We start from the raw sequence: 14,955 nt of genomic DNA, 5'->3' as shown, positions 1-14,955 counted from the left end.
ATGGATGTTTAAGATTTAAGGTAAAAAATGAATACAAAACCACTCATCGGTTTAGCAGGTGCAATATTTGCTGCAATGACTGTTGAATTTAACAACCGAATCACCAGCATTACCTTAGTCGATATTCGAGGTGCAATGGGCATTAGTGTCGACTCGGGTTATTGGGTTAACAGTATTTACGCAAGTGCGATGATTATTGGAATGATCCTGTCTACGAGTTGGGCAGTCATTTTTTCTATGCGCAGAGTTCTTCTTTTTGCTATAGGACTTTGCCTCTTTTCTAGCGTTTTAATTCCTTTTAGTCCAAATATCGAAATATTTTATTTATTGCGTGGCTTACAAGGGCTCGCCAATGGTCTAACCATTCCTTTGCTCATGGCCTGTGCGCTTAGATTTTTAGGACCTGACATTCGGCTATGGGGTCTCGCCTGCTACGCATTAACAGCAACATTCTTTCCTAACCTAAGTGCTGCACTCTCTGCTTTTTATTTAGATGTAATTGGCTGGAAGATGATATTTTTCCAAACCATTCCTTTTTGTGCGTTAAGTGCTGCTCTGGTGTATTTCGGTATTCCTCAAGATCCATTGAATTATTCAAGAATAAAAACTTACGATTGGATGGGTGCCATTTTAGCGATTATTAGCTTAGCGAGCCTGAGCACCATATTATTGCATGGCAATCACTTAGATTGGTTCCATTCCCAATTAATTTGTGTATTAGCCTTAATTAGTGCGATTACTTTACCTTGGTTTTTTATACATGAATGGCGTTATCCGTCACCACTCATTAAACCGCAAATGCTCGAAATCAGAAATTTTGCTTATGCTGTTTTCGCACTCTTTTGCTTTGTCATTATTGGTATGTCCACCAGCACATTACCACTCAATTACTTAAGTGCAGTGCATAGCTATAAACCCACTCAGACCATGTGGATTGGCTTACAAATTGCGGCCCTGCAATTTATCTATATTCCTATTGTTGTGAAGCTTTTAAATCAAGCTTGGGTGGATAGCCGATATGTACACGGATTTGGTTTACTTCTGGTCATTGCGGGTTGCCTAGGTGCAAGTCAACTTGATACCACATGGAATCAAGACCAATTTTATTTTTGGCATGCAATCTCATGTCTGGGGCAAACCTGTGTCGTGCTCTCGCTCTTAATGATGGGGACAAACAGTGTTCACCCAACTATGGCAATTTATGCATCCCCTATGATTAATACCCCGCGTGCTATTAGCGGTGTACTGGGTGTTTGTATTTTGGACTGGGTCAATCGAGTTCGCGGTGAATACCATTCAACACGACTGATTGAAAATACTGCCCAACATGTTTTCCAAAATATTCAAGGTCCTGTTATTAACCCACTTACTCCACCTGTGCTCACGGCAAATGGCGCAGATCGTGTTTCAGGTGGTTTATCTGCCCTAAATTCTGCGATTCAAGCGCAACAATCAGTTTTAGTTATTAGCGATCAATATCTCATCTTAGCTGGCCTTACCGCTATTTTATTCATCGTGATGTTGATTTTGCCAGTTCGAACTTATCCGCCACGTATTGCTCTCATTAAGTTAATGAATAGTCATAACTCAGGAAAATCTTTATGAGTACTCTCGAAGCCCAAGACACCACCCATACCGAACCACCCAAGTTAACCAAGGTGCAATTTCTCAAAAAGCATTGGGTTATGGTTATTGCGTTTATTATTGTCTTAGCATCTATTTTGTGGGTTTTAAAACTTATATTTTTACCCTCTTCGGTTGTTGAAACAGACGATGCACGTGTAGATGTAGAGTACTCAACCATTGCCCCCAAAGTATCTGGAAACATTGAGGAAATTTACATTAAAGATCATCAGACCGTAAAAAAAGGCCAACTTTTAGCGCGGATTGATGCACGGGATTATCAAGCTGCTTTGGCAGAAGCTGAATCTAATTATGCAAAAGCGCAAGCTGACCTGAGTGAAGCAATGCTCGCAGTGGATAGACAACCCACTGTTATTCGAGAAACTGAAGCACAGCTGAGAAAAGTAGAAGCTGGAATTAAACTCACAAAAGATAATACGGCGCGTTATGAGCAACTACAGGCACTTGGAGCGGAATCTAGATTAATTACACAGCAATCTAAGACTACTTTGACTGAACAATATGCTGACTTAGACAGCAGTAAAGAAAAAGTGATTGATGCACAGTATCAGCTCAACCAATACAAGATTCAGGTACAAGCCAAACAAGCAGCCCTTAAACAAGCCCAAGCGGCGCTTGATAAAGCAAAACTGAATTTGAGCTATACAGAGGTTCGTGCACCTATTGATGGAATGATTGGTCAAAAGTCAGCTAATGTAGGTAACTTTGTGAGTGCTGGTAATCCACTCATGGTGGTTGTTCCTTTAGATCAGGTTTATGTAGAAGCCAACTTCCGTGAAATTGAGTTAAAAAAGATCAAGATCGGACAACCTGTTAATGTCTATGTAGATGCTTATAACGTTGAGCTAAAAGGTGTGGTAGACAGCTTCTCTCCTTCTACTGGCGCATTTTTCTCTCCGATCTCTGCAACCAATGCGACTGGTAACTTTACCAAGATTGTTCAACGCCTTCCTGTACGCATCAAGCTCATTGAAAATCAAAAAGATGTTAAATTATTACGTCCTGGTTTATCTGTTTTAGTATCAATAGATACGACTAAATAGTTAGTCTAAATCTTGGAACATGAGAGAAAAAAGAGACCTTTTATGGTCTCTTTTTTAATGATGAGTTTTAAAAAGTCTTTAAAACTTTTTGGTGTAGTTGACAAATAGACGATCTTCACCAAAGTCATTGCCATGTTTTACGTTGTAATCAATACGAATGTATTGAAGAGCGACGCCTTTTAAGAATGGCTGCTGAAACGCATAATTTAAAATCACATTCGACTCAGTTTCATGGTTTTTCTCACCATTGGCAGCTTTAAAGTCATGGCCGTAAACATATTTCACCATCGCATTTAGGCCCGGAACATAATCTTTAAAGTCATAGCCGTACATGACATGGTACGACTTTTCATCTTCTTTAAAGAAACCCGTTGCATTCCAGTTAATGAAATAGGTCTCTGGTAAGAAACCATCTGGTAATGGATAAGCCGACTCACCGATAATCTGCTGGTACCCCAAGCCAAAGGTATGGTTTTTTACTTTGAGCGTTTCTAGCACTCCAATGTTTTGAGCATCAATATCAAAAGTGTTGCCATCATCTTTTGCATTGAAGTACTTAAACTTAGATGTAAGCGCAAAGTTAGGCTGTTTCCAATTGTGCTCAAGTCCTACATAGTGTTTGTTGTAGAGGTCTTCTAAATTACCAAAGTAATATTCACCTTTTAAAGACGGCGTAAATTGATAACGCAGATCTATGTAATTTAAGCCATCAGATTCTTTGGTAATGCCGTTCGCTGTGAAAGAAAACTTTTTAAAATCTTCTTCATTTCGTGGAGAGACTTTTTCAACCCGTCCAATTTCGGCATAGAGTTGATCTGAAAGTTGCGACTTAAGATTGGTTCCCCAATAAGAGGCAAGTAATTGTCGGCTGGCATCCACAGCCGTTACAGGCAGGTCTAACCAGAGTTCACCGACACTTAAAAGGGTTTTGTCATAACCTAGTTTTAAAGTTGCGCCGTATTTTAAGAAGTCGGATGCTTGTGACTGAGTTTCTTTATTAAAAGGCAAAACCGTGTCCGCAACATGTTTGTCTGAACTCAAGCGCACGGCGTATTGTACAGAAGCATCTGCACCAATCGTAATGGACTTGTCTGCAATTTGCAGAGGGGTGTCATGCATTTTCGATTTATAAAATAGCGATGCTGCCTGAGACCAACTGCCAGTATCTTTTAAGGCATCACTATCAAAATTACGGTTGATATAGGCATTCTTTAGCGTGAACTTCCATTCGTCTTCGCTTTGTTGAGAGATATCTGCTGCCCACAACAACGAATAACCACTACAGATAAATAAAAGAGTAGAAAACTTTAAATATGGGGTTTTTAAATATTTCATGAAATAAATCATCCTTTAATTATTTTCTGCGCCATCCTTTGGCACAGACATATATTTGTTCGGTGCGATAGCCTTATCTCAATTCGAAGCGACTAAAACTTGAGACCGATTTTTCTTTAAACGTTTAATGAGTAACAACGAAACCGCGGCACAAAATGCAGGTATCGCTAAAATACTTAAAATTTCAAAACTAGAGAGATTTAATGACATTAACCAGCCGCCCATAATTGATCCCACAATCGAACCTGAGCGCCCTACTGCATTGGCCCAACTTACCCCTGTTGCACGGCAATGTGTTGGATAAAAACTAGATGCAAAAGCATTTGCTCCCACTTGCGAACCACTAATTCCTGCACCTACCCCAAACATGGCAAACATCAATAAAGCCGTATTTGCCTGTTCAATTCCAAACCCTAAACAAATCAGGAAGAATCCGCCAAAAACATAAGCCGTACTTAAAATTTTGGTTGCATCCATCTTATCCATTAGCAGGCCTAAGACAATGGCACCAATCGTTCCCCCTATTTGGAAAATTGAAGTCAGCCATGATGCGTTGGATAAATTAAAGCCCTCATTGGTTAATAAAGTAGGCATCCAACTTGAAATCATATAAATAATGAGAAGGCTCATAAAAAAGGTAAACCAAATCAAAAAAGTACCCAAAGCAAAGCCTTTATTAAACAAATCTTTCAAACTTGATTTTTCAACTTCATTGACTGTTGGAACCAAAGTTGGCGTGCTATTTAAATGCGGTGCAATACGGTGAATAATCTTTTCAATTTTCTGGGTGCTCTTCTTTTTAAGCACTAAAAATCGAATAGACTCAGGTAATAAAAAATATAAGAAAGGTACAGTCGCTAAAGGTAATATTCCCCCAATGAGCAAAATACCGTGCCAACCAATATGAGGAAGTAGCTGAGCTGAAAAAATGCCACCAAGAGCAGAACCAATGGTAAAACCACAGAACATCATGGTTACAAGATTAGAACGGCGAGATGTAGGCGCATATTCAGAGGTCAAAGTAATTGCATTAGGTAAAGCCCCACCTAAGCCCAAACCAGTGAGAAATCTCCAAATAATCAGAGTTTGTAAATCTGCTGAAAAAGAGGCAAAGACACTAGCAATTCCAAACATAATGACTGAACCAATCAAAATCGGTTTACGGCCTAATTTATCGGACAGTGGTCCGAAAATGAGTGCGCCTGCCATTAGTCCAAATAAGCCAGCACCAAATAAAGGTGCCAAATCTGTTGCTTGCAACCCCCATTCTGCCTTTAAAGCAGGTGCAATAAATCCAACTGCTGCGGTATCAAACCCATCAATCGCAACGATCAAAAAACACAACCACATGATTAATTTTTGCAAAGACGATAGCGGTATTTCATCAATGAAACTTTGTACGTCTATAGAGTTTTGAGACATGAGAGCTCCTTTCGCCAATACATTGGCGTATATGCAATCCTTAGCAAAGGTGCCCAACTGTATTTTTTATTTAGGTTGAGCACCTATTTCGATAAATCAGATCAATTTGATTTATTTCACATTCACTGTAATTCCAGTAAGTCCGGTAATGTCTGCACGCATAACATCCCCTTTCACTACCGCACCCACGCCTTCTGGAGTTCCTGTAAAAATCAAATCACCTGCTTTTAGTTCAAATAACGTAGATAAATTGGCAATCGTTTCGGCCACAGACCAAATCAGGTGACTGACATCGCTGTGCTGTTCGGTTTTACCATTTACCGTTAAATGAATATCGGCATTATTGATTTCACCCGTTTGAGTAATCGGATGAATTGGGCCAACTGGTGCAGAAAAATCAAAAGCCTTACCGATTTCCCATGGTCGACCTTTTTCACGCATTGCCATCTGTAAATCACGGCGTGTCATATCTAAACCAACTGCATAGCCATAGATATAGTTCACTGCCTCCTCAACCGAGACATTTTTGGCATCTTTACCAATTGCAACAACCAACTCGATTTCATAATGAAAATTTGAAGTTTCAGATGGATATGGAATATCAACCGCATCTGTATTTACCGGAACAATCGATTCAAGGTCATTTGGTTTACAAAAGAAAAATGGTGGTTCACGGTCTGGATCAAAACCCATTTCACGGGCATGAGCAGCATAGTTACGGCCAACACAATACACACGGCGTACTGGAAATTTATGCGCTGAGCCGTGAATAAATAGACCCGCAGTGGTCATTGGTTCAAAAATAAATGACATATATGAATTCCTTCTATTAAGTTAATCACGACTTAAAATGCATCGGCCTGCTGTTCAGGTGCTGCTTTTTGAAATGCTTCTAAGGTCATGCAATGTTGGTAAATTTCATTAATGTTTGGATAAGCCGAAAAATCGACTTTAAAACGCTCGGCAGAAACTACTTGTGGAACTAAATAAGCATCTGCAATGGTCGGTTGCTTGCCATAGCAGAATTTTTCGCGATTCTGGTCTTGTTCCAAAATATGTTCTAAAGCAGCAAATCCATCTTGAATCCACTTGGTACACCATGCATTGATTTGTGCATCATCCAGCCCTAAATTCTGGCGTAAATATTCAAGAACACGCTTGTTGTTTAAGGGGTGAACATCACATCCAACTAAAGCAGCAATGGCACGAACTTTTTCACGACCCAATGCATCTGTAGGCAATAAAGCGGGTTCGGGATATTGTTCTTCTAGCCATTCGATAATGGCTGGACTTTGCAATAAGTTTCCAGATTCAGTTTCAAGTACGGGTACAAATCCTTGCGGATTTAAAGCTTTAAAAGCAGCTTGATGGTGTTCGTTTTTAGCGAGCGAGATATAAGTTGCTTCGTAAGCCAAACCCTTTAGGTTCAACACAATACGAGTTCGATGCGATGTACCGCTACGAAAAAAGCTATAAAGTTTCATGCTACATTCCCTTGATAGTTTTTCACTGCATCAAGGCAGTTATTGACATTCCAGCCATATAACCATTCCATTGCATCATAAAAACGTTCAGTAGGACGTCCACGCCACAAATCGTTGCGAACCAAGCGTTGCACACCTTTGGCATGGTAAATTTTGCCCATTTCACGTGAAGACAAAACAATGCGTGCTGTACGTGCCACACGTGCTTTTTGATAAATATCAAAAGCTTTTAAAATGTCATGGTCGGTAACACGTAACGCTTCACCTAAAGTGACGGCGTCTTCCATCGCCATACATGCACCTTGCGCCATATATTGTGTGGTTGGATGTGCTGCATCACCAAGTAATGTCACACGGCCAAAAGTCCATGTTTCAATCGGCTCACGGTCTGCGGTTGCCCAGCGGCGCCAGCTTTTAGGTAACTCAATCAATTGACGAGCTTTCGGGCAAATTCCTTGAAAATAAGACAGCACTTCTTCTTTAGAGCCGTCGGTTACACCCCACTGTTCTTGCTCACGACTATGGAACGTCACCACAACGTTATATTCCTTTCCGCCGCGTAGTGGATAGTGCACAAGGTGACAATTTGGTCCGACCCAAATACTGGCTGCATTCCATTTCAAGTCTTCAGGAAACTCGCTTTCAGGTACAACAGCACGGTAAACCACATGACCTGTAACCAATGCAGGGTCACCCACATAGGTATCACGCACAACGGATTTAACCCCGTCAGCACCAATAAGTGCCTGACCATGATATTGCTTACCATGTTGATCGGTAATCGTTACGCCAGCATCATCTTGGTCAACTTTTTGAATATGACAATTAGTGATAATTTCCAAGTTCCCGTATTGTTTTGCACCTTCCACCAATGAACCATGAATATCAGCACGGTGAATCACCGCATATGGGTTACCAAAACGTTCACGGAATTTTTCATCGGTTGGAATTTTGCCGACTTGATATTCATCAATCGCATCATGCATAACCATATAGTCGGTATAGACCGCTTTACTGCGAGCAATCTCACCAATTCCTAGCGCATCAAAGGCATGAAAAGCATTCGGCCCTAGTTGAATTCCTGCACCGATCTCACCAATTTCAGGCGCTTGTTCAAAAACCTGTACCTTAAAGCCTTGTTTTGCTAAAGCGAGTGCTGCTGCAAACCCGCCAATGCCGCCACCAGCAATTAATATCGGTTGTTGAGTATTTGACATGATTTATATCCTTATAAAATATTCTATTTACTGGCGCTCACGCACAGAGTACAAACCCAGTTTCCGTTGTAAGGGTGCTTCATCTGCAATAAACAAATAACATGGTTGATCTGAGGTATTGATTAAATCAATATGAGAAAAACATGGCGCACATGCCGTATCAGCTTTATTTAAATTGAAATCTTTCTGATCAATTTTGACTTGGAGCTGACCATCAATCACATGAAAAATTTGGGCAGTAGAGCGCGGTTGGAGCTGTAAAGTTTCATTTGGTCTGAGCATTAAAGCGGAGTAACCAATAATATTTTGGCAGTCATCACCAGTTTCAGGATTGATGTAAGTCACCTGAATTGGGGCTTGATGGTTTTTATCATCGGCAAGCGCATGCAAAACTTTTTTGGTTTCTTTCCAAGAGTAGCGCATGATCGGATACGAGGCATTTTCACGGGTAAAATGTGCTGTTGGTACAATGCCCGTTCCATAATGATGAGCATTTCCAGCACTGGTCACTTTTTGGATTTCACCCGGTTGTACATAAGAAGCTTCCATGTAATAAACCAAAGGTAAATCCAGCACATCTAACCAGATCACAGGCTCATTGCCATCATGTCCATGTTCATGCCAAAGCCCTGATGGCGTAAGGATTAAATCTCCATGCTCCATCATGCATTTTTGACCTTCAACCGTCGTATAAGCCCCTTCACCTTCAACAATCAGACGCACTGCATTTGGGGTATGCCGATGTGATGGTGCCCACTCTTTTGGTAATAAAAGCTGCATGCCAAGATACATGACCGAACTGGCTTTCATATTTTCCAGACCATGTCCGGGATTTGCTAAAACCAATACACGGCGTTCAGCTTTTTCAATTGGTGTTAACTCACCTGCTTCGAGTAATAAAGGTTTAATATTCTGAAAATACCAAGCGGTTGCTACGGTCTGCGGCATCGGTTTATGCGGAGGTAATACATTGCGCAAACTTGGCCATAAAGGGACTAAATTTGATTCTTCAAGTTGACCAAGATAACGTTTCGGTAAGTCATCTAGCGTTGCTAACTGTTCCATTTCAGATCCTCTATTTAAGGCCAATTTGTACAAGAATGCTTTGTACTTTTACGGCCTATTCTTCCTTGATCATCAATGTAACAATCGAAAATTGTTGAATCCATGCACAAAAAACAATAGTCTGTATTGATAAAATCAATACAAGGGAATTAAAGTGTTTGATCTTGATACTCGGCTTTTACAAATTTTCTTTGAAATTTATAAACATAGTAGTGTGTCTAAAGCTGCCGAACAGCTTGCAATTGGACAACCAACTTTAAGTATTGCGTTAAATAAATTACGTGAGCATTTTCAGGACCCACTTTTTGTCCGTATTGAAAATAAGATGCAACCTACTGAGTTATCTAAACAAATATATCCGCTGATTGTAGAAATTCTGAACCGACTAAAACTGGTTCAAAACTACAATATTGAATTTGATCCACAGACTTCAAATTATCAATTTAAAATCAGTATGACTGATATTAGCCATCTGGTTTTATTACCTAAACTGATCAATTATTTACGTGCCAATGCTCCCAATATTCGCTTAGAAATTGTCCCTATTGATGCCAATACGCCAGTCATGATGTCAAATGGAGACATTGATTTAGCCATTGGTTTTTTGCCTCAGCTTGAAGCAGGTTTTTATCAGCAAACGCTTTTCCAGCAACGTTACATTTGTATTGCCAGTAAAGAACATCCGAGGCTTACAGGCACAACGCTTTCAGACCAAGAATTTCGCCAAGAACTACATGTTGATATTTTCGCAACGGGTGGGCACTACGTGCTGGAGCATGAGTTACAAAAACTGGGAGTAAACCGAAATATTCTAGTTCGCTTGCCAAGCTATTTAGGGGTTGGCTTGGTTGTTCAAGACACAGATGCGATTGCGACCATTCCTCATTATTTAAGTCAGGTGCTTTTAGTCAGAGGTGGCTTAAAAGTTTTAGAACCGCCTTATCATTTTCCGACTTATAGCGTAAAGCAGCACTGGCATGCACGAGTTCATCAAACACCAAGCAACCAATGGTTAAGAAGAGTATGTTTTGAACTTTTTTCTGAATAGAAAATTTAAACAGACACTATTAAAATCTAATAAAAATAAAAAGACTTTGCATAGGTGAATAAGATTTCACTACACAAAGCCTTTATAAAATCTTTTTTAATTAATCTAAATTCATGGCAACCGCTCTGGTTGCTTTACGCTTTCGCGTGACGAACAACCCACAGACCACCACAAGCGAAGTTACCACTAAAGATAAAGTCGTTTCATAACTATATGCTGGCGAGAAGAACATATAAGCCAACACACTTAAAATAATAATAATCACAAACCAAGTAAGCCACGGGAATAACCACATTTTAAATGGAATTTCCGCTCCAGCTGCCTCGAGCTTATGTCTTAAACGTAGTTGTGAAAACGCAATAACCAAGTACACCAGTAAAGCAATTGACCCTGTGCTTGAAAGCAATAAGCCAAATACTTTTCCGGGGAATACATAGTTAATAACACAACACACTAAACCAATAAAAGTTGAAGAAAACACTGCAATTGCAGGTACGCCCGCATAATTGATTTTAGTTACTGCTTGTGGCGCTTCACTACGAGTGCCCAAACGAAATAGCATACGAGAAGACGTATAAATTGCGGCATTCATACAACTCGCAACGGCGATAAATACAACCGTATCAATGATGAGTTTAGTACCCGGTACGTTCAAGCTCATTAAAACGTATTGGAATGTCCCGTACTTCTGTAAATCTGGTGAACGCCAATCGACAAGTGAAACAGCAATGAACATGGAAACTACAAAGAAAAGGATAATACGGTACAACACCAAATTAGTGGCGCGTCTGATTTTCTGTTTAGGATTTGACGATTCCGCTGCTGCAATTGAGACAATTTCTACACCAAAGAATGAAAATGCCGTAATTAAAATTGCCGATAAAATGCCTCCCATACCGTGCGGCATAAAACCAGCGTTGTTATATAAATTAGCAACGCCGCTAACATTTTTAGCTAAAGGCCAAATACCTGAAATTGCCAAAATACCAATAATAATGAAACCGATAATGGCCACTACTTTGACCAAAGAAAACCAGAACTCAAACTCACCAAAACTTTTGGTACTAAAAAAGTTGGCCAAGCTTAAGAACACAATAAAACAGAATGCATAGATAGAAACTGAAACGTTCGGGAACCATGAGTGTAAAATTTCAGCACCTGCAATGGCTTCTACAGGAATTGCAAGCACCCAAAACCACCAATATAACCAGCCTATTGTAAAGCCTGCCCACGGGCCAATCGCTTTACGGGCATATGTAGAAAATGAACCAGTGTCCGGCTCTAAAACGGCCATTTCACCCAACATTCGCATGACCAGAAATACCATAATACTGGTAATCAGGTATGCAAGAATCACCGCTGGGCCGGCCTTGGCAATTGCAGAAGATGAACCGACAAATAAACCTGCACCAATAACACCGCCAATACTAATCATTGTGATATGGCGATTTGAAAGTCCTTCGCCTAATTTTTTTGTTGTATCATTATTCATATTTCAATCCTTAAAAATATATCTATAAAAACAATCTATTACATGTTTAAAATCCTACGGTAATGAAAAAGGGAAAACTTATTATTTTCCCCTTGTTGCAATAATTAATTTAAAGTTGGCATTGAAAATTGTTTTGCTTCACGGACCTGAGCAGACGGCCAACGTTGCGTAATAGTTTTACGGCGTGTGTAGAAACGGACACCATCTGGGCCATAAGCATGTAAATCACCAAATAATGAACGCTTCCACCCACCAAAACTATGATAAGCAACAGGTACCGGTAAAGGCACATTAATACCCACCATACCAACTTGAATATGACTGCTAAAATAACGTGCTGCTTCCCCATCACGGGTATAGATACAAGTACCATTACCATATTCATGGTCATTAATGAGTTGCATGGCTTCTTGCATAGTATTCACACGCATAACTTGCAACACAGGACCAAAAATTTCTTGTTGGTAGCTGGTCATGTTCGGCGTGACTTGGTCAATTAAAGTTGGCCCAACAAAGAAACCTTTTTCGTAACCTGCCGGTTTTGCATCACGGCCATCGACCACAATTTTTGCGCCTTGTTGTTCTGCACTTTGAATATAGGCTTGTACCTTGTCTTTATGTGCTTGGGTAATAAGTGGCCCAAAGTCGTTGCTTGCATCTGCATAGTTGCCGAACTTCAATTTTTTCATTTCTTGAGTCAGCTTATCAATGACTACATCGGCAACTTCATCACCAATAGCAACTGCTACTGACAATGCCATACAACGTTCACCTGAAGAACCAAAAGCTGCGCCTAACAATGAAGTTACTACGTTATCAATATCGGCATCAGGCATAATGATCGCATGATTTTTTGCACCGCCTAATGCTTGGCAACGTTTACCTGTTGAGGTTGCGGTACGGTAAATATATTCAGCAATTGGTGTTGAACCCACAAAGCTGACTGCCTGAATACGAGGATGATGCAATAAGGCATCTACCGCCTCTTTGTCACCATTCACCACATTAAACACGCCGTCAGGTAAACCTGCCTGTTTTAAAAGTTCAGCAAGGAATAAAACCACAGAAGGCGCTTTTTCAGAAGGTTTTAAAATAAAGCAGTTACCGCAAACCAGTGCCATTGGGAACATCCATAACGCCACCATGGCCGGGAAGTTAAACGGTGTAATTCCAGCAACAACACCTAGCGGTTGGAACTCACTCCATGAGTCGATATCTGGTCCGACATTTTTTGAAAACTCCCCTTTTAAAAGCTCTGGTGCGCCGCAAGCATATTCAACATTTTCAATACCACGTTGCAGTTCGCCTTGAGCATCATGAGAAATTTTACCGTGCTCTTGCCCAATCAAAGCGCAAATCTTTTCGGCATTTTGCTCTAATAATTGTTTGAACTTAAACATGACACGTGCACGTTTAATGACCGGTGTATCTCGCCATGCAGGAAATGCTTGTTCGGCCGCCTGAACTGCTTCATTTACCGTTTGTGCATCTGCAATTTCGACTTCTTTACTAATTTCACCCGTCGCAGGATTGTAAACTGGCTGTTTTCTTGCCGTTTTAGATACAATTCTTCCTTGAATAAAATGCCCTAGCACTTTTTTGGCTTGTTCACTATGCGTACTATTTTCAGTTGAAACTTCTTCATAGCTAAAATCTTCTAGGCCATTTGTCATTGTTGTTACTCCTTACTACAATTAGTTTTCAAATCAAACTGCATTTTTCATTTAGATTTTGAAGATGGGTCTGTTGGCATTACAGACCTCGGTAAAATACCTAATAAATCTTAATTCACTTGATAAAGCGCATCGCCCACAGCATTCATTAAGCGGTCAATATCTGCTTCTGTACTGTTAAACATTGGACCGAACTGAAGCGTGTCGCCTCCAAAGCGGACATAGAAACCTTCTTTCCAGAGTTTCATACCAAGCTCAAAGCCTCGGATGGTGGCATCGCCATCACGCGGAGCTAACTGCAAAGCACCAATCAAGCCACAGTTGCGAATATCTAAAATATGCGGTGCGCCTTTTAAACCATGCAGCATTTTTTCAAAACTTGGTGCCAATGCTGCCGATTGAGCCAACAGGTTTTTCTTCTCTAAAATTTCAAGGGCAGCTAAAGCGGCAGCACAAGCAACCGGATGTGCCGAATAGGTATAGCCGTGGGTAAATTCAATGGCATGCTCTGGTAAGTCTTGCTGCATAAAGGCAGAGTAAATTTCATGGCTTGCCACCACACCACCTAAAGGAATAGCACCATTGGTCACCTGTTTCGCAAAATTCAAAATATCTGGTGTTACCCCAAAATATTCTGCCGCCGTCCACGTTCCTAAACGGCCAAAGCCTGTAATCACCTCATCAAAAATTAACAAAATGTCATGCTGATCACAGATCTCTCTTAAACGTTGTAAATAGCCTGTTGGCGGCACAATACAACCCGCAGAACCAGAAATAGGCTCCACAATGACGGCTGCAATATTTGAAGCATCGTGTAGCTCAATTAACTTAAGCATTTCATTGGCAAGTTCTACCCCGCCTGTTTCTGCACAGCCTTTGGTAAAAGTTAAATCAGGTTGCAAAGTATGAGGTAAATGGTCTACATCCATAAGTTGTCCAAACATTTTACGGTTGCCGCCAATCCCACCTAAACTTGTCCCTGCAACGTTTACACCATGATAGCCACGGGCACGGCCAATCAATTTAGTTTTGCTTGGTTTACCTTTAATACGCCAATACGCACGTGCCATTTTGATGGCAGTATCTGCTGACTCTGAACCCGAGTTGGTAAAGAAAACATGTTGTAATTTTTCAGGCATATGCTGAACAATTTTATCTGCCAGCTTAAAAGACAACGGATGACCAAACTGAAAAGCTGGTGAGTAGTCAAGCTGACCTAATTGTGCACTTACCGCTTGTTGAATTTCAGCCAAAGTATGACCAGCACCACAGGTCCATAGACCTGAGAGTGAGTCGTAAATTTCACGTCCTGAATCATCAATTAAGTACGACCCTTTTGCACCCACAATCATGCGCGGATCTTTAGCAAAGTTTCGATTTGCAGAGAAAGGCATCCAGTGTGCCTGATAATTTATATGCATATTATTATTGGTTTGAACCGCATCCAAGGTATGCTCAGAGTCGCTAAATTTATCCGTATCAAACATAACCATTCCTGTTTATTTTCAAATTATGGTTTGAGTGTACATAGC

At 40.5% G+C, this 14,955-nt stretch carries 12 protein-coding genes; 3 read left to right on the top strand and 9 right to left on the bottom strand.

Features of this window, described 5'->3' with window-relative positions:
* Positions 1 to 27 precede the first annotated feature (27 nt).
* A complete protein-coding gene (locus tag AC52J8_RS08745) occupies positions 28 to 1,605 on the top strand; it encodes an MFS transporter (RefSeq protein ID WP_086398754.1) in 1,578 nt (525 codons plus the stop codon).
* Positions 1,602 to 2,687, top strand: a complete 1,086-nt coding sequence (locus AC52J8_RS08740) for an HlyD family secretion protein (RefSeq protein WP_086398755.1) — start codon at positions 1,602 to 1,604, stop codon at positions 2,685 to 2,687. The genes AC52J8_RS08745 and AC52J8_RS08740 overlap by 4 nt, the downstream gene beginning before the upstream one ends.
* Positions 2,688 to 2,765: 78 nt before the next feature.
* Here the strand turns inward: AC52J8_RS08740 and AC52J8_RS08735 are convergent, their stop codons facing one another.
* From AC52J8_RS08735 to AC52J8_RS08710, 6 genes are all read right to left on the bottom strand, one after another.
* The gene (locus tag AC52J8_RS08735; RefSeq protein WP_086398756.1) at positions 2,766 to 4,022 is read right to left on the bottom strand and encodes an OprD family outer membrane porin; all 1,257 of its coding nucleotides are present in this window, start codon (positions 4,020 to 4,022) and stop codon (positions 2,766 to 2,768) included.
* A gap of 78 nt (positions 4,023 to 4,100) precedes the next feature.
* The gene (locus AC52J8_RS08730; RefSeq protein WP_057075160.1) at positions 4,101 to 5,444 is read right to left on the bottom strand and encodes an MFS transporter; all 1,344 of its coding nucleotides are present in this window, start codon (positions 5,442 to 5,444) and stop codon (positions 4,101 to 4,103) included.
* A gap of 111 nt (positions 5,445 to 5,555) precedes the next feature.
* Entirely contained in the window at positions 5,556 to 6,257 is a 702-nt protein-coding gene (locus AC52J8_RS08725; RefSeq protein WP_057075159.1) for a fumarylacetoacetate hydrolase family protein, read from the bottom strand.
* 32 nt (positions 6,258 to 6,289) lie between these two features.
* Positions 6,290 to 6,928 (bottom strand): maleylacetoacetate isomerase, encoded by a 639-nt coding sequence (gene maiA, locus AC52J8_RS08720; protein ID WP_086398757.1) that lies wholly within the window; start codon positions 6,926 to 6,928, stop codon positions 6,290 to 6,292.
* Entirely contained in the window at positions 6,925 to 8,145 is a 1,221-nt protein-coding gene (locus AC52J8_RS08715) for a 3-hydroxybenzoate 6-monooxygenase (protein WP_013197795.1), read from the bottom strand. The genes maiA and AC52J8_RS08715 overlap by 4 nt, the downstream gene beginning before the upstream one ends.
* A 27-nt stretch (positions 8,146 to 8,172) precedes the next feature.
* Complete coding sequence (locus AC52J8_RS08710) at positions 8,173 to 9,210, bottom strand: cupin domain-containing protein (protein WP_061875142.1); 1,038 nt, start codon at positions 9,208 to 9,210, stop codon at positions 8,173 to 8,175.
* A 154-nt stretch (positions 9,211 to 9,364) separates the two neighbouring features.
* On the opposite strand from AC52J8_RS08710, the gene AC52J8_RS08705 reads away from it, so the two are divergent.
* The gene (locus tag AC52J8_RS08705) at positions 9,365 to 10,258 is read left to right on the top strand and encodes a LysR family transcriptional regulator (RefSeq protein ID WP_086398758.1); all 894 of its coding nucleotides are present in this window, start codon (positions 9,365 to 9,367) and stop codon (positions 10,256 to 10,258) included.
* Positions 10,259 to 10,358: 100 nt separating this feature from the next.
* Here the strand turns inward: AC52J8_RS08705 and AC52J8_RS08700 are convergent, their stop codons facing one another.
* From AC52J8_RS08700 to aptA, 3 genes are all read right to left on the bottom strand, one after another.
* Positions 10,359 to 11,750, bottom strand: a complete 1,392-nt coding sequence (locus AC52J8_RS08700; protein ID WP_086398759.1) for an amino acid permease — start codon at positions 11,748 to 11,750, stop codon at positions 10,359 to 10,361.
* Between the two features lie 104 nt (positions 11,751 to 11,854).
* Positions 11,855 to 13,423, bottom strand: coding sequence for a CoA-acylating methylmalonate-semialdehyde dehydrogenase (locus tag AC52J8_RS08695; protein WP_024433626.1), 1,569 nt, complete (start codon positions 13,421 to 13,423; stop codon positions 11,855 to 11,857).
* 110 nt (positions 13,424 to 13,533) lie between these two features.
* Positions 13,534 to 14,916, bottom strand: a complete 1,383-nt coding sequence (gene aptA / locus AC52J8_RS08690) for an omega-aminotransferase AptA (protein WP_086398760.1) — start codon at positions 14,914 to 14,916, stop codon at positions 13,534 to 13,536.
* Positions 14,917 to 14,955: the final 39 nt, after the last annotated feature.

The organism is Acinetobacter sp. S-1 (genome assembly GCF_059579785.1).
This window is presented reverse-complemented; position numbering and strand designations above follow the sequence as displayed.